We start from the raw sequence: 18,182 nt of genomic DNA, 5'->3' as shown, positions 1-18,182 counted from the left end.
ACGCAAAAGTGCATTTTCTTCGCCCGCGGCTTCGCCATTCGTCGTTGAACCTGATCCTGCTCGTCGCCGCGCTTGCGTTGGTCACGCCGCGCACCGCGCATGCCGAGGCGCTGCTGGTGGTCGAAGCCGACACCGGCAAGGTGTTGCAGGCCGAAAATGCGACGATGCCCTGGTATCCGGCCTCGGTGACCAAGATCATGACGGCTTACGTCACGCTGAAGGCCGTCAAGGAAGGACGCCTCCGCCTAGACAGCGTGCTGACGGTTTCGCCGGTGGCCGCCTCGCAGTCGCCGTCGAAGATGGGCTTCAAACCGGGCACGCAAGTCACCGTCGAGAACGCGCTGGCGATGGTGATGGTGAAGTCGGCCAACGACATGGCCGTGGTGCTCGCCGAAGGCGTCGGTGGCTCCGTCGACGGCTTCTCGGGCATGATGAACGCGACCGCACAGCGGCTCGGCATGACGCAGACGAGCTACGTCAATCCCAACGGCCTGCCCGCCGATGGCCAGATCACCTCGGCGCGCGATCTTGCGATTTTGGCGCGTGCCGTGATTCGCGATCTGCCGGAATACGAATATTTCATGCACATCCCGGCGATCCGTTTCGGCCGCCGCACCACCAACAATTTCAACAAGCTGATCGGCCGCTATGCCGGCGCCGACGGCTTCAAGACCGGCTTCATCTGCGCGTCCGGATATAATCTGGTGGCCTCGGCGACGCGCGACGGCAAGCGGCTGATCGCGGTCGTGCTCGGCTCGACCTCGGGCCAGGCGCGGGCGGTGCGCGCCGCCCAGCTCTTGGAGCGCGGCTTTGCCAGCAACGGGCTGGGATGGCTGCGGCCCTCGCTCGGCGCCGTCGATAATCTGGTGCCGATCGACGCCACGCCGCCGAACCTGCGCGAGGAGATGTGCAACGGCAAACGCAAGCGGCCCGCCACCGACGAGGATGCGGACACGACAATGGCCGCCGCCAGCGAGGGCCAAAGCCCGGCACTGGCTTTCTTCTCCGCAGGACTGCAGGCGCCGACGGCAAAACCCTCGGAGCTGCTCGCCGCGGCGTACACCGCTGGCGAGCCCATGGTGGTCTATACCGGCCCGAAGAAGACCGGTCCGGAGCTGATCGCCGCCGTGGCCGCGGATGACCAAAAGCAGGTTACGCGGCGCGGCAAGAAATCGCAGGTCGCAGTCGCGGCGAAGAAGCCGGACGCGGATAAGGCCAAGTCTGAAGCCAAGTCTGAAGCGAAGACCGCCGCCAGGACCGAGGCCACAAAACCCGCGGCCAAGCCGGCCGCGGTCCGGCACGCGAATATCAAACCAGACGCCGCGGCCGCAAAGCCTGCTGCCGCCGCCAAGCCTGCGGCAGCTGTAAAGCCTGTGGCAGCTGCAAAGCCTGCCGCAGCTGCCAAGCCCGCCGCCAGGCCGGCCGAGAAACCTGCCGCTTCGGGCGACAAGCCGGCCGCGAAGCCCGCCAAGCCCAACGCCGCCGCAAAACCTAAGAGCGAATCCAAACCGGCTGGTTAAAGAACCCGCAAGGCCCGGCAATCAAGGCGCTTTTCGCCCGTTCCGGACGTTGACTTGTTGATTCCCAATGCGTCGATAGCGCGCAGCCGCTTGCCATCGGCGGCGGCATTCACAATACTGCCAAAAACGAGGCATCCCGGCCCAAGAATTCGAGAAATCGGGAACTAACCAGAGGGGAAATATCATGGAGCGGATCTGGCTCAAGCAATATCCGGCCGGCGTGCCCGCCGATATCGACGTCAATCAGTACTCGTCGCTCGTCGAGTTGCTGGAAGAGAGCTTCAAGAAGTTCGCCGACCGCAAGGCGTTCATCTGCATGGACAAGTCGATCAGCTACCGCGACCTCGACCAGATGTCGGCTGCCCTTGGCGCCTATCTGCAGAGCAAGGGCCTGCAAAAGGGCGCCCGCGTCGCGCTGATGATGCCGAACGTGCTGCAGTATCCGGTCTCGACCGCCGCCGTGCTGCGCGCCGGCTATGCGGTGGTGAACGTCAACCCGCTCTACACCCCGCGTGAACTCGAACATCAACTCAAGGATTCCGGCGCCGAGGCGATCGTGGTGCTGGAGAATTTCGCCACCACGGTGCAGCAGGTGATCGCCAGGACCGCGGTCAAGCATGTGATCGTCGGCAGCATGGGCGACCTGCTCGGCTTCAAGGGCGTGATCGTCAATCTGGTGGTCCGCAAGGTGAAGAAGATGGTGCCGGCCTGGTCGATCCCGGGCTCCGTCTCCTTCAACGACGCGCTGGCCGCCGGCCGCGGCATGCAACTCAGCAAGCCGCAACTCAGCCGCGATGACGTCGCCTTCCTGCAATATACCGGCGGCACGACCGGCGTTTCCAAGGGCGCGACGCTGCTCCACCGCAACATCCTCGCCAACGTGCTGCAGAACGACGCCTGGCTGCAGCCGGCGCTGAAGAAGCCGCCGCATGTCGACGAACTGTTCATCGTCTGCGCGCTGCCGCTCTATCATATCTTCGCGCTGACGGCGTGCTTCCTGCTCGGGGTGCGGGCCGGCGGCGTCAATCTGTTGATTCCAAATCCGCGCGACATGCAGGGCTTCATCAAGGAGCTGATGAAATACCAGGTCAACAGCTTCCCGGCGGTCAACACGCTGTACAACGGCCTGTTGAACTCCCCCGGTTTCGAGAAGGTCGATTTCTCCAAGCTGAAGACCTCGTTCGGCGGCGGCATGGCGACGCAAAAGGCCGTGGCCGAGAAATGGCTCAAGGTTACCGGCTGCGCGCTGTCGGAAGGCTACGGCCTGTCGGAAACCTCGCCGACGCTGACCTGCAACCCCGCCGACACCGACAAGTTCTCCGGTTCGATCGGCATTCCCGTGCCCTCGACTTACCTCTCGATCCGCGACGATGACGGCAAGGAAGTGCCGCTCGGCGAAGCCGGCGAGATCTGCGCCAAGGGTCCGCAGGTGATGGCGGGCTACTGGAACCGGCCGGAAGAGACCGCGAACGTCATGACGGCGGACGGCTTCTTCCGCACCGGCGACATCGGCGTGATGACGCCGGACGGCTACACCAAGATCGTCGACCGCAAGAAGGACATGATCCTGGTCTCCGGCTTCAACGTCTATCCGAACGAGATTGAGGAAGTGATCGCCAGCCATCCGGGCGTGCTGGAGTGCGCCGTGATCGGCGTCCAGGACTCCAAGTCAGGCGAGGCGGTCAAGGCCTTCATCGTCAAGAAGGACCCGAACCTCACGGCCGACGACGTCATCAAGTTCTGCGGCACGCAGCTGACCGCCTACAAGGTCCCCAAGCAGATCGAGTTCAGGACCGACCTGCCCAAGACCAATGTCGGCAAGATCCTGCGCCGCGAACTGCGCGACGAAAAGAAGGCCGCGGCCTGAGACCGAACCGTGGAGCGAGCGTCGGATCATGACTGACGCTCGCGACCCCACGCCGGCAGACATCCTCACATTCTGGCGCGAAGCCGGCCACGACCGCTGGTACAGCCGCGACGATGCGCTCGACGCGGAAGTGCGCCGGCGATATCTCGAGCTGTGGCGGAAGGCCGCCGCCGGCGAATTGTCGTCATGGGAAGCGAGCGATGACGGCACGCTGGCGCTCACCATTGTGCTCGATCAGTTTCCCCGCAACATGTTTCGTGGCGACGCCCAGACCTATGCAAGCGACAGGCTGGCGCGCGACGTTGCGGCCCGCGCCATCGACCGCGACGTGGACAAGCGTATCGACCCGGCGCTGCTCGAATTCCTCTATCTACCGTTCATGCATTCGGAGCATTTGCCCGACCAGCTGCGCTGCATCGAACTGTTCCGCGGGACCGACAATACCGAAAACAAGGGATATGCCGAGCATCACGCCGACATCATCCGCCGGTTCGGCCGCTTTCCGCACCGTAACCGCATCCTGGGGCGCGAAACGACGCCTGAAGAACAGGCATTCCTCGACACCGGCGGGTTTACCGGCTGATGACAGAACAGTGAACGCAGGACGGCATTGCCGTTTCCGGGACACCGAATATTGTGCCCGCCAGCCGCAGGGTTTAAGACCTATCCGCTCATGAGGGAGAATTGACGATGACGATCCAAGTTGGCGACAAGCTGCCGGAAGCCAAGTTTCGCGTAATGACGGCGGAAGGGCCGCAGGTCAAAACCACCGACGATATTTTCAAGGGCAAGAAGGTCGCGCTGTTCGCGGTGCCCGGCGCCTATACCGGCACCTGCCACAAGATGCATCTGCCGAGCATCTTCCTCAACGCCTACGCCATCAAGGACAAGGGCGTGAACACCATCGCGATCGTCTCCGTCAACGACGCCTTCGTGATGAACGCCTGGAAGCGCGACACCGACCAGCGCGACGAAGCCACCTTCCTCGCCGACGGCAATGCCGACTTCACCAAGGCGATCGGCATGGAGCTCGACGCGTCCGGCAACGGCCTCGGCATCCGCTCCAAGCGCTATTCGATGCTGGTGGAAGACGGCGTGGTCAAGAAGCTCAACCTCGAGCCGGCCCCCGGCAAGGTCGAAGTTTCCGGCGGCGATACGCTGCTGGGGCAGCTGTAAGCGGCAGTCGCACTTACTTCCCTTCTCCCCTTGTGGGAGAAGGTGGCGCGAAGCGCCGGATGAGGGGTCTCTATCCGTAGAGAGAGTTGTGTCCGCGGAGAGAACCCCTCACCCGCCTGCGCTCCGCTCCGGCACCCTCTCCCACAAGGGGAAAGGAGAAGAGACACCCGTCACCCGAGCCCTACGCCTTCAGCCGTGCCATCGCGACGCCGTCGCGGGCCAACTGATCGGCGCGTTCGTTCTCCTCGTGGCCGGCGTGGCCCTTGATCCAGTGCCAGCGCACCTCATGCGCCTTCAGCGCGGCGTCGAGGCGCTGCCACAGGTCGACGTTCTTGACCGGCTTCTTGTCGGACGTGCGCCAGCCGTTCCGCTTCCAGCCATGGATCCACTCCGTGATCCCCTTGCGGACATATTGGCTGTCGGTGGTGAGGTCGACGACGCAGGCTTTCTTCAGCGCTTCCAGCGCCGAGATCGCCGCCATCAATTCCATGCGGTTGTTAGTGGTGTGCGCTTCGCCGCCCTTCAATTCCTTTTCGGTGTCGCCGAATTTCAGGATCGCGCCCCAGCCGCCGGGGCCGGGATTGCCCGAGCAGGCGCCGTCGGTGAAGACCGTGACATGCGGCTTTGAATCGCTCACGCAGCGCATCCCGCCTGCGTCAGGCCGTAGTCGCGCACCGACTGGACGCTCTGGTGGAAACGCAGCTTGCGGACATATTCGACCGGGTCTTTCGGCTTCACCAGCGCGCCCGGCGGCACGTCGAGGAAATCGACCAGACGCGTCAGCAAAAAGCGCAGCGCGGAGCCGCGCGCCAACAGCGGCAGCGCGTCCTGCTCGGCATCGGACAATTTCCGTTCGCGGCCATAAGCGCCGAGCAGCGCGCGCGCCTTGGTGACGTTGAAGGAATGATCCGGCTCGAAGCACCAGGCGTTGAGGCAGATCGCAACGTCATAGGCCAGGATGTCGTTGCAGGAAAACGGGAAGTCGATCAGCCCGGACAGCTTGTCGCCGAGGAAGAAGACGTTGTCGTTGAACAGATCGCCATGGATGACGCCGAGCGGCAGATCCTTTGGCCAATTCGCCTCGAGGTGATCGAGTTCGCGGGCGATGAAATCGCGAAGGCCCGGCTGCACGCTGTCGGCACGCGGCGCCGACAGGTCGAACAGCGGCCGCCATCCCTCGACCGACAGCGGATTTTTCCGGACAAGAGGAAAGTCGCCGCCCGCCAGATGCATTTTGGCGAGCGCCTCGCCGACGCCGCTGCAATGCGCGGCGTTGGGCCGCCGCGGCCACATGCCTTCGAGGAAATTGATGATCGCAGCGGGCCGCCCGACGAGATGGCTGTAGACGTCGCCCTGGCGGTTTTTCGCCGGCTGCGGGCAATGCACCCCGCGATCGGCCAGATGCGCCATCAGCGACAGGAAGTAAGGCAGATCGTCCACCGCCACGCGCTTTTCATACAGCGTGAGGATGTAGGCGCCCTTGCTGGTGTGCATCAGGAAGTTGGAATTCTCGACGCCTTCGGCGATGCCCTTGTAGGAGAGCAATTCGCCGATGTCGTAACCCTTGAGGAACTCCGCGAGGTCTTCGGCGGCAACGTCCGTGTAAACCGCCATGTAGTGTCCCTTTGATCCCGAAGTTCGCACGCCCCCGCGGCCCCTTGGATGCGAACTTCGGGATCAAGGGGACACCAGAAAAATCTTATTACTAGTGCGGCTTATGGATTTGAAGTTCCCACCGCACTCGCGTCAAACTCTGGGGAACTTCAAATCCGCCGCACTAGCGCGCCCTAAGCTGCGTCGGGCCGCAGCGAACGCGGCAGCGGGAAGAATTCGTTTTCTTCCGCGGCCGAGACCGTCTCCACATGCAGCGTATAGCGCTCGGCGAACGCGCCCATGATCTCCTCGACGATCACTTCCGGCGCCGAGGCGCCCGCCGTGATGCCGAGGCTCTTGATGCCTTCGAACCGCGACCAGTCGAGGTCGCTGGCGCGCTGCGCCAGCACCGAGACCGGGCAGCCCTCGCGCTCGGCGACTTCGCGCAGGCGCTGTGAGTTCGACGAGTTCGGCGCACCGACCACGATCAGGGCGTCAACCACCGGCGCCACCTTCTTGACCGCAAGCTGACGGTTGGTGGTGGCGTAGCAGATGTCTTCCTTGTGCGGGCCGTTGATGTTCGGGAAACGCTCCTTCAGCAGGGCGACGATTTCGGCGGTGTCGTCGATCGACAGCGTCGTCTGGGTCACGAAAGCGAGGTTGTCCGGATTCTTCGGGGTGAAGGTCTTGGCGTCTTCCGCGGTCTCGATCAGCGTCACGGCGCCTGCCGGCAGCTGGCCTACCGTGCCGACGACTTCCGGGTGATGCGAATGCCCGATCAGCAGGATTTCACGGCCGCGCTTGAAATGGATCGCAGCTTCCCGATGCACCTTGGTGACCAGCGGGCAGGTCGCGTCCAGCGAGAAGAAATTGCGCGCGCGGGCATCCGCCGGAACCGATTTCGGCACGCCATGGGCGGAAAACACCACCGGTGCGCTGGTATTGTCGGGAATTTCGGCCAGTTCCTCGACGAAGATCGCGCCCTTGGTCTTCAGGCTGTCCACGACATAGCGGTTATGCACGATCTCGTGGCGGACATAGACGGGGGCGCCATAGATCGCGAGCGCGCGCTCGACGGTGTCGATGGCCCGTACCACGCCGGCACAGAAGCCGCGGGGGGAACAAAGCACGATTTTCAGGTCTGGTTTGGCTGACGCCGATAAAGAGGTCATGGGGGCCATCTCGGGGACCGAATCACCCCTCGCCGGCGGGCGGGGAACGGCCAATTTGCATAAGGACTTGGGGCTGCTTTTGGGCGCTGTCAAGGCACTTTAGCTGGCCATTGCGCCAATGGGCCCTCAAGGGGTATATAGGCCCGGAATTCCCGTCATCCCCGATGACCGCAGACTTCGCCTCCAAAAAGAGGTGGGCGAGGCACAAAGGAGATTTGCCATGAGCAATGCACCGCTGATGCCAAAGGCGACTGCCGTGTGGCTGGTTGACAATACCGCGCTGACCTTCGACCAGGTGGCCGATTTCACCAAAATGCACCCCCTGGAGGTCCGCGCCATCGCCGACGGCGACGCAGCCCAGGGCATCAAGGGCATGGATCCGATTTCGACCGGCCAATTGAGCCGCGACGAGATCGAAAGGGGCGAAAAGGACCCGAACTACCGCCTCAAGCTCGGCGAGAGCAAGGTTACCCTGCCCCCGGCGGCCAAGAAGAAGGGCCCGCGCTACACCCCGGTGTCGCGCCGCCATGAGCGGCCGAGCGCGATCCTCTGGCTGGTGCGCAACCATCCCGAGCTGAAGGACGCCCAGATCATGCGCTTGGTCGGCACCACCAAGACCACCATTGCCTCGGTCCGCGACCGTACCCACTGGAACGCCTCGACCCTGACCCCGATGGACCCGGTGACATTGGGCCTGTGCTCGCAGATCGAGCTCGATTTCGAGGTGCAGCGCGCCGCCAAGGAAAAGCCGGTCCCCGCCGCCTACGGCGGCGCCACCCTGCTGCCGGCCTCCGAGACCACCAAGAAGGAGCCGGAATTCGAGCCGACCGAAAAGCAGCGCGACGACCTCAACGTCGACGCCGTGTTCGCCAAGCTGAAGACGATCGGCGGCAAGAAGCAGGACGACGACGAGGAATAGGCTTCCCGTATTCGGGAATTTGAATTGCCGGATTTCAAACGCGGCGGGGCAACCTGCCGCGTTTTTGTTTTGGTGAGCTGCGGCGCTCAGCCGAATTTCAGTTTCATGAACAAAACTCCGCCGGCCAGCACGATCGTGATGGCGTTGGCAACGATCAACGGCCCATCTCCGGACAGCAGGCCGTACACCAGCCACAGCAGGACGCCGACCACCATGACCAGAAACATTCCGAGCGAAATGTCTTCCGTCGAGCGGGTTCGCCAGACTTTTACGAACTGCGGGACGTAAGCGAGAGTCGTGCACGTTGCGGCCGCAAAGCCCAGCAGCTTGATGGCGATCGGTTCCATGAGCGGTCTTATAGCATCGATTCGAAGGTCAATGAGCGGTAGTTGGCTGCGTGCCTCGCTGCTGCGAACCTGGCTCACGCCTTCTTCAAAAACTCAATGCGCAGCACCAGGCCCTTGACCTTGTCGGTGCGGCCTTCGATCTCGTCTTCGTTGTCGGTGAGGTGGATGTTCTTGATCACGGTGCCACGCTTCAGCACGGTGGAGGAGCCTTTCAGCTTCAAATCCTTGATCAGCGTGACGGTGTCGCCCTCGGCGAGCAGCGCGCCGTTGGAATCTCTGACCTTGATGTCCATGAAGTATCTTTCTAGAAAAGTCGGAGTGGCTCCTCTTCCTTCTCCCCTTGTGGGAGCCGAGACGAGCGAAGCTCGCTCTTAGGTGGCGCGAAGCGCCGGATGAGGGGTCTGTATCCGCCGAGAGGTCTCTATCCGCGGAGACAACCCCTCACCCGTCTTCGCTTCGCGAAGCCACCCTCTCCTCCCACAAGGGGAGAGGGGAAGAGGGGCGCATCGCTTGTTCTAACCCAATTCGATCTCGTCGTTGATCTCGTGCGTGAGGCTGATGCCGCCAATGGTCAGAACCATCTTGGCCGGCAGCTTCTCGTTGCCCTTGAGGCGGCCGCTGGCGACCGCGTCGCGGACCGCTTTTTCGATTTCGCGCTGCGAGGTGATGCCGACCTTCTTGAGAAAGCCGCGCAGGCTGGTGTTGAAAACGTCTTCGTTCATGATGACCTCCTGATCACGGCCGGACCGGATTGTTCAGCATTTGCTCGGCGAGGTTTCGCTGGGCACGGTCGGTGCGGGCGTTGGCATTGCCGCGCTGCACGTCGCGGTTCTTGCGGCAGATGACGTAGTCGTTCGACCCCGGCGCCACGTTGTTGGCGCGGCAGAACGCATCGTCGTCGGCGCTGGTATCGACCATGGTCGGCTGGCCCCGTTCCAGGCAGCCCGCGAGCAAGGGCGCGGTGAGCAGCAGGGCGATGAGAAGTCGAGCGGGGTTATGTCGCATGACTGATCCATGGGTCCGGTTTCGTCATTGCCGGGCTTGCCCCGGCAATCCATCGAAATCAAGGCATTTTCGGAGATTGATGGATGCCCGGGTCAAGCCCGGGCATGACGGCCAACTAAATCACACCCTGCCCTTCAGCGCGTCGCCGATTTCGTCGAGCACCTTGGGATCCTCGATCGTCGCCGGCATGGTCCAGGGCTCATTGTCGGCGATCTTCTTGATGGTGCCGCGCAGGATTTTTCCGGAGCGGGTCTTGGGCAGGCGGCCGACCGTGATCGCGAGCTTGAAGGCTGCGACCGGGCCGAGCTTGTCGCGCACCAGCGCCACGACTTCTTTCTCGACCTCCGCCGGGCTCTTCGAAACGCCGGCCTTCAGCACCAGAAAACCGCAGGGCACCTCGCCCTTGATCGCGTCCTTGATGCCGAGCACCGCGCATTCGGCGACGTCGGGATGCGAGGCCAGGATCTCCTCCATGCCGCCGGTGGAAAGCCGGTGGCCGGCGACGTTGATGATGTCGTCGGTACGGCCCATCACGAACACATAGCCGTCTTCATCCTTGTAGCCGGCGTCGGAGGTTTTGTAATAGCCGGGGAATTCGGTGAGATAGGCTTCCTTGAAACGCGCCTCCTGCTCCCACAGCGTCGGCAGGCAGGCCGGCGGCATCGGCAGCTTGATGACGATCGAGCCCATGGTGCCCGCAGGGACGGGCTTCGCCGCCTCGTCGACGACGTCGACCTGATAGCCCGGCATCGGCACCGTCGGCGAGCCGTGCTTGACCGGCAGCATCCCGAGCCCCACCGGATTGCCGGCGATGCACCAGCCGGTTTCGGTCTGCCACCAGTGATCGATGACCGGCACCTTCAGCTGCTGCTCCGCCCATTCCACCGTCGGCGGATCGGCGCGTTCGCCGGCAAGAAATAGCGTGCGGAATTTCGACAGATCATATTTGCGGATGAAATTTCCGTCCGGGTCTTCCTTCTTGATGGCGCGGAACGCGGTCGGCGCAGTGAAGAAGGCGACCGCCTTGTGCTCGGATATGACGCGCCAGAAAGCACCCGCGTCAGGCGTGCCGACCGGCTTGCCTTCATACATGATCGAGGTCGCGCCATGGATCAGCGGTCCGTAGACGATGTAGCTGTGGCCGACCACCCAGCCGATATCGGAGCCGCACCACCAGACCTCGCCGGGCTTGACGCCGTAGAGATTGAACATCGACCATTTCAGCGCGACCAGATGCCCGCCATTGTCGCGCACGACGCCCTTGGGGATTCCCGTGGTACCCGAGGTGTAGAGGATGTAGAGCGGATCGGTCGCCTTGACCGGGACGCAGGGCGCGGTTTTGCCGGCATCGAGCGCGGCGCGGCGCAATTGCGCCCAGTCGTGATCGCGGCCTTCAGTGAGTTCACAGGTCTGTTGCGGCCGCTGCAGGATGATGCAGGTTTGCGGCTTGACGCTCGACAGCGCAATCGCCTCGTCGAGCAGCGGCTTGTATTGCACGATGCGGCCGGGCTCGATGCCGCAGCTCGCCGAAAAGATCAATTTTGGCTTCGCATCCTCGATCCGGCTCGCGAGCTCCTTGGCTGCAAAACCGCCGAACACCACCGAGTGAACAGCGCCGATCCGCGCGCAGGCCAGCATCGCGAACACGGCCTCCGCCACCATCGGCATATAGAGGATGACGCGGTCGCCTTTAGTGACACCGAAATCCTGCATGACCGCCGCGAGCGTCTGCACCTCTTTCAGCATCTGCGCATAGGTAAATTTGGTGACCGTGTTGGTCAGCGGCGAGTCGTGGATCAGCGCGACCTGATCGGCGCGGCCGCCTGCGACATGGCGGTCGAGCGCGTTGTAGCAGGTGTTGACGACGCCATCCGTGAACCAGCGGCCGTAGGGGCCCATCGTGGAATCGAAGATTTTCCTTGGGGCCTCGATCCAGTCGATTTCACGCGCCGCCTCGGCCCAAAAGCCTTCGGGATCCCTGAGCGAGCGGGCGTGGATTTCGTGGTACCTGCTGTTGTCGTGGATGTTCATGGCGCGCTCCCGGAGAGGAGCCCGTCCTCGTCATGTCCGGCCTTGTGCCGGGGCATCCACATTCTTGTTTCAGCTCAGAGCGCAAGACGTGGATGGCCGGGACAAGCCCGGCCATGACGACGCGGGCAGTCGTTTCCGGACGCATTGTCACGGGAAGCGGCGCTAGATCAAGCCGGAATAAGCCCTACTACCGGGCGATGGCATTGAGCTTCTCCAGCCGCTCTTCCATCGCCTGGCGCAGATCATAGCCGGGGCGGCCGAACGATGCGTTGCGCTTGCCGATGAAATCGCGCTGCTGCCGGGTCAGCGCCAGCGCCGCGCGGTGGTTACCCGATTCCGCGCTCGCGACCACCCGCAGAAAGACGTCGTTGATGTTGCGGTCGAGTTGGGCGAGGCCCGCATCGGAACAGATCGCCTTCTCCACCTGACGCCTGGCGGTGGCGCAATTGAAGCTCGGCAAGTTCTTGGTGCTCAGCGAGCCCAGCCGTTCGGTCTCCTGCGCGATCTCCTGATGGTTGGTGGCCGCGGTCTTGTCGGAGGGATCGAGGCGGACCGCCTCGGCGTAATCCTGCAGCGCACGCGTGCGGTCGCCCTTCCGAACCCAGGCCGAGCCGCGGTTGTTGTAAGCGCGCTGGAATTTCGGATCGAGCTTCAATGCCGCATCATAATCGGCAATGGCGCGGTCATAGTCCTTGCGCGCCTGATGGGCGTCGCCGCGATTGACCAGGAATTTCGGCTGCGGCTGGATTTTGATCGCCTCGTCGTAGTCGGCGATCGCGCCTGCGTGATCGCCATTGGCGGCGAGATCCAGCCCGCGATTGTCGAAGAATTCCGGCTGCGACGGATCGATCCGGATCGCCGACGTCGAGTCCTGCAGCGCGCGGTCGGTGCGGCCGATTTTCTTGTAGGCCGCGCCGCGATTGGTATAGGTCCGCGCGTTACTCGGATCGAGACGGATCGCAGAATCGTAATCGGCGATCGCCTTCTTGTACTCGCCCTTGAAATACCAGGCCGCGCCGCGATCCGAAAAGACTTGCGCGAAATCGGGCTTCAGCCGCAGCGCCTCATTATAGTCCTCGATGGCGCGATCGTATTTGCCGGCATTGTTGAAGGCGTTGCCACGGTTGGCATAGCCATTGGCGTTTTCGGGCTCGAGCCGGATGGCTTCGTTGAGCGCGACAAATGCCGCCTCCGTCTTGCCGCCCTGGCGCAGCATCTCGCCGCGAGCGCGGAAGGCGCGGGCACGATTGGGATCCCTGGCAATGACCGCATCGATCTCGGCCATTGCCTTGGCAGCCTGGCCGCTGCTGAAGAGCGCGACGGCGCGGGTGATGGTGGCATCGAGACGGTCGGCCTCCGGCGTCGCCGGATTGTCGATCAGCACAGTGCAGCCTTCGATCAGCTTGGGCGGTGCCGCGTCGGTCAGGGGCGCGCAGATCACCGGCGGCTCGGCGACGGTTTGGGCGATGGCCCCGTTGAATGTCAGAATGGTGATGGCAAGCGCCGCGCTGGCGGCAAGAGGCGAAACTAATGATCGCATGACCGGCTCTTGGGAATACTAGCTGGGTTGAACGGCAATACCGCGTTGCTTTGTCGCCCCAAATCCGCCCAAGGTTCGAAAGCCAGCCATTGCCTGGATGATGCCGGCCGATTCAACGCGAGAACACGGGCCGGCGCCAGCGCCACCATTCAGCGCGACTCGATCGCCAGCAATTGGTCTAGCCGTTCCTTCATGGCCCTGCGCAAATCGTAACCCGGCTGGCCGAAGGCGGCGCCGCGGCGGGCGACGAAATCATCCTGCTCACGCTGCAGGGCACGGGCGCGCGGGCCGTCCGCGCTCGCATCGCGGACCACCTTGGTGTTCACGGCACTGATCTCGCGGTCAAACTTGGCAAGGTCCGGACTGGCGCAGATCGCCTTCTCCACCGGCCGCTTCGTGGTGGCGCAGTTGAAGCTCGGCTTGTTGTAGACCGCCATCAGCGCGCCGAGACGCTCGAGCTCCTGCGCCAGCGATTTGTAATTGCCGCGCGCGGTGGGATGCTCCGGGTTGAGCTTGATCGCCATGCCAAAGTCCTGCAATGCCTTCGGCCGGTCGCCCTTCTTGCGCCAGAGTTCGCCGCGCGCGTTGAAGATATCGGCCAGCGCCGGATCGAGCCGCAGCACGCCGTCATAATCGGCAATGGCGCGGTCGATCAGATCCTTGCGATCATTGGCGCCGCCGCGCGCGATCAATGCCTTGATGCGGTCGGACCTCGCGGTCTTTTCGTTGCGGATCAACGCGCCGCAAACGCTGATGGTCTTGTCGTCGTCATTGGCCGCCGCAGCCGCAACGCAAGGCGCGGGATCGACTTGCGGATCTTTGGTCGGCTCGACGCCGGTTGCGAAGGCGGCTTGCACGAACGCCGTCGACAGCAGGGAAGCGACGACAATATTGCGGATGATAGGACAACCTCGCATCAACAGACCCAAAAAACGCTCTCGACGATGGACAATCCTAGCAAGCGAGGTGAGCTTCCGACAGCGGCCAAGGCGAATTTCGTTAGCCGTTCGAAAACCGGCTCTGGCTGAAACATGACGTCCGGGAAGCCGCACTTTTCGCCCGCAAGTGTACATATCCATTGAAGAATTTTCGTTGAACCTTTCCTCTGTTTGGTCGACTCAAAACCATGGCCATCCTGACCGACACCACTCCGCCGCGCGCGACCGCGTATACCCAAACCGGATATTTTTATTTTTACATGGCGCTGGCCTGCATGGCCGTCGCGTTTCTCGGCTTTGCCCCCACCTATTGGCTGCCGATGATGTCGCGATCGCTCTCGGCCTCGCCCGTCGTCCATTTTCACGGCCTGCTGTTTTTCGCCTGGTCGCTCTACTTCGCGTTCCAGGCATGGCTCGCCGCATCGGGAAATGTCACCCGGCACCGCGCAATCGGGATGATCGGCGTGTCGCTGGCGACCGCGATGACGATCTTCGGCTTTTTGGTTGCGGTCAACGCGATGAAGCGATCGGCCGCGGCCGGGCTCACCAGTGAAGGCATCGCGTTTGCGATCGTCCCGCTCAGCGGCATTCTTTTCTTTGCGGTGGTGTTCGCGTTGGGAATCGCGAACATTCGCCGGAGCGAAACCCACAAGCGGCTAATGCTGCTGGCCGGCATTTCGCTGCTCGATGCGGCCGTGGCGCGCTGGTTTCTCACCTTCCTGGCGCCGCCCGGGCCGCTCGGCCCGCCGCCGGTGCCCGTCACCATCCCGCCGGCCCTCGTCGCCTATCTGCTGCTCGTGGTTGCCATCGTGCACGACTGGCGCACGCGCGGCCGCCCGCATCCGGTCTATATCTATGGCGGCGCCGCGCTGATCGCCGTCAAGCTGCTGAATTGGCCGATCAGCATGACGCCGATGTGGCACTCCTTTGCCGGCGGCATCTTGGCGATGGCACAGTAGCGGAAGCGCGAACCCGCGCTTCGCTTATGCCGACCTCGCCGTCATCCCGCCATCGACCACGAGTTCGAGCCCGGTGACGTAGCGGGATTCGTCGGACGCCAAAAACAGCGCCGCATTGGCGACATCCCAGGCGTCGCCCATGTGCCCCATCGGCACTTGCGCGTCGCGCGCCCGCCACATCGCCTCGACATCGCCCTTGGCATAACTCGCCGCAAGACCTGCGGAGTGCTCGACCATCGGCGTTTTCATCAGGCCCGGCAGAATGCAATTCACCCGGACATGATCGGCTGCGAACTGCACCGCCGTGGTGCGCGTCATCTGGTTCATCGCCGCCTTCGACGCCCCATAGGAGACGTAGGAAATGCCGACGTGGCGGATCGAGGCGATCGATGAAATATTGATGATCGAGCCACCACCCTGTCTCTGCATCACCGGAATAACGTGCTTCATGGCGAGGAAGGCGCTCTTGAGGTTGACCGCGAACACGCGATCCCATTCGGATTCCGTCGTCTCGACCACGCTGCCCATTTCAGCAATGCCGACATTGTTGTCGAGCACATCGATACGGCCATAGGTCTTCAGGCACGCCGCCACCATCGCCCCGACATCGGCGGCGCGGGAGACGTCGGCGGTAAAGGCCGCCGCCTTGCCGCCCTCGCCCGTGATGATCTTCACGGTCTCTTCGGCTGCCGCCGCGTTGCGATCGACGCAAAACACCTGCGCACCTTCGCGAGCAAAAGTAACCGCGGTCGCCTTGCCGTTGCCCCAGCCGGGCCCGATCGAACCCGCGCCGACCACCATCGCCGTCTTGCCCTTGAGCCGTTCCATCGACTTTCTCTCCCCTTGATTTGGACGGGAAGTTGAACGCGCATGTGCCCGCGGTCAACCCGTCCAGCACGTGGCGGTCGATGCAACCCTCGCATGGATGTAACCATCCCAAAATCTCTCGATTTATGCCCTTGCCACGCCTGCCCAAACCGGCATGAATGCGCCGCCGTAAAAGGCCCCGGCGATCGGCCGGGAGATATCAATGCGCTCCGGGGGATGCATGGCCGCACAGGGTCAACCACCAGGCAATTCGTTGCCCAATGACGACGTCGTCGCCGTTTCCGACGAGGCGTTGCATAAGGCTGAATTGTTCATCGAGGCCGAGGAAGGCGCGGCCAACCGCCTGATGGGATGGGCGGGACGGATCTCGACCACCATTGCAGTGGTGATGAGCCTGTTCCACCTCTATGCGGCTTACGCGATCGTTCCGACCCAGGAACTGCGCTACACCCACGTCGCATTCACGCTGGTGCTGAGCTTCCTGCTGTTTCCGCTGGCGACGCGGTTTCGCAACCGGGTGCGTTGGTGGGACGTGGTGCCCGGCATCTTTGCGGTCGCGACCATCGTCTATGCGCTCTGGGGCGGCGAGGACTTTACCGACCGCGCCACCTCGCCCGACCGCTGGGACGTCATCGTCGGCATCGTCTTCATTGTGCTGGTGCTGGAGGCGACGCGGCGCACCACCGGGCTGATCATGCCCGTCGTGGCCGTGTTGTTCATCGCCTATGCAATGCTCGGCCCGCATCTGCCGGCGCCATGGACCCATCGCGGCTACGATCTGCCCCGGCTGGTCGGCCATCTCTTCATCACGCTGGAAGGTATTTTTGGCGTCGCAGTCGACGTGTCGGCGACCCTGATCATCCTGTTCACGATCTATGGCGCGTTCCTGGCGCAATCCGGTGCCGGCAAGTTCTTCATCGATTTCTCGCTGGCGCTGATGGGCGGCAAGGCGAACAGCGCCGGCAGAACCGTGGTGCTGTCCTCGTTCCTGCTCGGCGGCCCCTCCGGATCCGGCGTCGCCACGACCGTGATGATCGGCACCGTGGCCTCCCCGATGCTGGCCAAGGCCGGCTTTGAGAAAAACGCCGCCGGCGGTCTGCTGGCGGCCGGCGGCCTCGGCGCCATCCTGTCGCCGCCGGTGCTCGGCGCCGCGGCCTTCCTGATCGCCGAGTTTCTCAAGATCAGTTATCTCGACGTGATCTGGATGGCGACGATTCCGACCTGTCTCTATTACATGTCGCTGCTGTTCATGGTCGAACTGGATGCGAAAAAATTCGGCGCCAAGGACGTCAACTTCACGCCGGAGATGTCGCTCGGACAGATGACCCGGCGTTACGGCTTTCATTTCATCTCGCTGCTCGCCGTGGTCGTATTCATGGTGATCGGCTATTCGCCGTCGCTGTCGGTGTTCTATGCCATCGTCGTGACCTTCGCGCTGAGCTTCCTGCGCAAGGAAACCGCGCTGGTGCCGAGCAAATTGGTCAAGGCGCTGGCTGAAGGCTCGACCGGCGCGCTGAACGCGGCGACCACCTGCGCCTGCGCCGGCATCGTGGTCGGCATCGTGACGCTGACCGGTCTCGGCCTCAAATTCTCGGCGATCGTGATCAGCTATGCCGGCGGCAGCCTGCTCTTGACCGCGATCTACACCGCGCTGATCGTGTGGATCATCGGGCTCGCGGTGCCGGTGACCGCTTCCTACATCATCTGCGCCGTGATCGCCGCACCGGCCCTGACCAAACTTGGCGTACCCGATTACGCCGCGCACATGTTCATCTTCTATTACGCCGTGCTGTCGGAGGTGTCGCCGCCGACCGCGCTGTCGCCGTTCGCGGCCGCCGCCATCACCGGCGGTGATCCCTACAAGACGACGCTGCAGTCCTGGAAATATACCTTGCCGGCGTTCCTGGTGCCGTTCGTGTTCGTGCTCGATCCGCAGGGCGTCGGCCTGCTGCTGTCGATCCCCAAGGGCGGATCATGGCTCGACATCGTCGAAATCACGATCAAGACCACCCTGGGACTGCTGGCGCTGGCCGCATTTGCCCAGAACTGGGCGCTGCGACAAAATACGCGGGTCGAGGGAGGCCTGCTTCTGCTATCCGGATTGCTGCTGGTATTTCCGAGTTTGATCGAGGCGATCGTCGAATGGATGATCGGCCGCGATATCAGCTACACTTACGTGCCCGGGCTGATTATCGGCTTCGGCGTGTTGCTGTGGCAGTCGAGAACGCGGGCGCCGAAACGACCGGCGCTTACAACTTAAGTCCAAGAATAGGTTCAAGGGAGTAAT

General features: G+C 63.1%; 18 protein-coding genes. 7 read left to right on the top strand and 11 right to left on the bottom strand.

The window, feature by feature from the left end:
• Nucleotides 1-8: 8 nt before the first annotated feature.
• The 4 genes from JQ558_RS07740 (at nt 9) to JQ558_RS07725 (ending at nt 4,563) form a co-directional block, all read left to right on the top strand.
• Entirely contained in the window at nt 9-1,520 is a 1,512-nt protein-coding gene (locus JQ558_RS07740) for a D-alanyl-D-alanine carboxypeptidase family protein (RefSeq protein ID WP_212293278.1), read from the top strand.
• A 184-nt stretch (nt 1,521-1,704) separates the two neighbouring features.
• Complete coding sequence (locus JQ558_RS07735) at nt 1,705-3,387, top strand: long-chain fatty acid--CoA ligase (protein WP_212209849.1); 1,683 nt, start codon at nt 1,705-1,707, stop codon at nt 3,385-3,387.
• Between the two features lie 28 nt (nt 3,388-3,415).
• On the top strand, nt 3,416-3,970 hold the full coding sequence (locus tag JQ558_RS07730) for a DUF924 family protein (RefSeq protein WP_212293277.1): 555 nt from the start codon (nt 3,416-3,418) through the stop codon (nt 3,968-3,970).
• 107 nt (nt 3,971-4,077) lie between these two features.
• Nucleotides 4,078-4,563, top strand: coding sequence for a peroxiredoxin (locus JQ558_RS07725; protein WP_192735294.1), 486 nt, complete (start codon nt 4,078-4,080; stop codon nt 4,561-4,563).
• A gap of 181 nt (nt 4,564-4,744) precedes the next feature.
• On the opposite strand, the gene rnhA is transcribed toward JQ558_RS07725, so the two are convergent.
• The 3 genes from rnhA to ispH all read right to left on the bottom strand — a co-directional run bounded on the left by rnhA (nt 4,745) and on the right by ispH (nt 7,328).
• The gene (gene rnhA, locus JQ558_RS07720) at nt 4,745-5,209 is read right to left on the bottom strand and encodes a ribonuclease HI (RefSeq protein ID WP_212276079.1); all 465 of its coding nucleotides are present in this window, start codon (nt 5,207-5,209) and stop codon (nt 4,745-4,747) included.
• Complete coding sequence (locus JQ558_RS07715; protein WP_212209852.1) at nt 5,197-6,177, bottom strand: homoserine kinase; 981 nt, start codon at nt 6,175-6,177, stop codon at nt 5,197-5,199. Before JQ558_RS07715 ends, rnhA begins: the two co-directional genes overlap by 13 nt.
• A gap of 173 nt (nt 6,178-6,350) precedes the next feature.
• Nucleotides 6,351-7,328: a 4-hydroxy-3-methylbut-2-enyl diphosphate reductase gene (ispH, locus tag JQ558_RS07710; protein ID WP_212293276.1), complete on the bottom strand. Its 978-nt coding sequence runs from the start codon at nt 7,326-7,328 to the stop codon at nt 6,351-6,353.
• Between the two features lie 220 nt (nt 7,329-7,548).
• Between ispH and JQ558_RS07705 the strand changes: the two genes are divergently transcribed.
• Complete coding sequence (locus JQ558_RS07705) at nt 7,549-8,247, top strand: DUF1013 domain-containing protein (RefSeq protein ID WP_192735298.1); 699 nt, start codon at nt 7,549-7,551, stop codon at nt 8,245-8,247.
• An 86-nt stretch (nt 8,248-8,333) separates the two neighbouring features.
• Here the strand turns inward: JQ558_RS07705 and JQ558_RS07700 are convergent, their stop codons facing one another.
• The 7 genes from JQ558_RS07700 to JQ558_RS07670 all read right to left on the bottom strand — a co-directional run bounded on the left by JQ558_RS07700 (nt 8,334) and on the right by JQ558_RS07670 (nt 14,087).
• Complete coding sequence (locus JQ558_RS07700) at nt 8,334-8,594, bottom strand: SemiSWEET transporter (protein WP_212293275.1); 261 nt, start codon at nt 8,592-8,594, stop codon at nt 8,334-8,336.
• Nucleotides 8,595-8,668: 74 nt separating this feature from the next.
• Nucleotides 8,669-8,887, bottom strand: a complete 219-nt coding sequence (locus JQ558_RS07695; RefSeq protein ID WP_212293274.1) for an alkylphosphonate utilization protein — start codon at nt 8,885-8,887, stop codon at nt 8,669-8,671.
• Nucleotides 8,888-9,109: 222 nt separating this feature from the next.
• Nucleotides 9,110-9,316 (bottom strand): DUF6494 family protein, encoded by a 207-nt coding sequence (locus tag JQ558_RS07690; protein WP_212265196.1) that lies wholly within the window; start codon nt 9,314-9,316, stop codon nt 9,110-9,112.
• 13 nt (nt 9,317-9,329) lie between these two features.
• Complete coding sequence (locus JQ558_RS07685) at nt 9,330-9,599, bottom strand: hypothetical protein (RefSeq protein WP_212209856.1); 270 nt, start codon at nt 9,597-9,599, stop codon at nt 9,330-9,332.
• A gap of 120 nt (nt 9,600-9,719) precedes the next feature.
• Nucleotides 9,720-11,630, bottom strand: a complete 1,911-nt coding sequence (locus JQ558_RS07680; RefSeq protein WP_212293273.1) for a propionyl-CoA synthetase — start codon at nt 11,628-11,630, stop codon at nt 9,720-9,722.
• A 187-nt stretch (nt 11,631-11,817) separates the two neighbouring features.
• On the bottom strand, nt 11,818-13,170 hold the full coding sequence (locus JQ558_RS07675; RefSeq protein ID WP_212293272.1) for a tetratricopeptide repeat protein: 1,353 nt from the start codon (nt 13,168-13,170) through the stop codon (nt 11,818-11,820).
• Between the two features lie 149 nt (nt 13,171-13,319).
• Nucleotides 13,320-14,087, bottom strand: a complete 768-nt coding sequence (locus tag JQ558_RS07670; RefSeq protein WP_212293271.1) for a hypothetical protein — start codon at nt 14,085-14,087, stop codon at nt 13,320-13,322.
• 209 nt (nt 14,088-14,296) lie between these two features.
• Between JQ558_RS07670 and JQ558_RS07665 the strand changes: the two genes are divergently transcribed.
• Nucleotides 14,297-15,067 carry a hypothetical protein gene (locus JQ558_RS07665; RefSeq protein WP_212293270.1) on the top strand — a complete coding sequence of 257 codons (771 nt, stop codon included), beginning with the start codon at nt 14,297-14,299 and terminating at the stop codon, nt 15,065-15,067.
• Nucleotides 15,068-15,091: 24 nt separating this feature from the next.
• On the opposite strand, the gene JQ558_RS07660 is transcribed toward JQ558_RS07665, so the two are convergent.
• Nucleotides 15,092-15,895, bottom strand: coding sequence for an SDR family NAD(P)-dependent oxidoreductase (locus JQ558_RS07660; RefSeq protein ID WP_212293269.1), 804 nt, complete (start codon nt 15,893-15,895; stop codon nt 15,092-15,094).
• Nucleotides 15,896-16,097: 202 nt separating this feature from the next.
• On the opposite strand from JQ558_RS07660, the gene JQ558_RS07655 reads away from it, so the two are divergent.
• Nucleotides 16,098-18,155, top strand: a complete 2,058-nt coding sequence (locus JQ558_RS07655; protein ID WP_249128495.1) for a TRAP transporter permease — start codon at nt 16,098-16,100, stop codon at nt 18,153-18,155.
• Nucleotides 18,156-18,182 lie beyond the last annotated feature (27 nt).

The organism is Bradyrhizobium sp. AUGA SZCCT0160 (assembly GCF_018130105.1).
Lineage (GTDB): Bacteria > Pseudomonadota > Alphaproteobacteria > Rhizobiales > Xanthobacteraceae > Bradyrhizobium.
The sequence above is the reverse complement of the archived record's forward strand: the minus strand, read 5'-3'. Positions and strand labels throughout refer to the sequence as shown.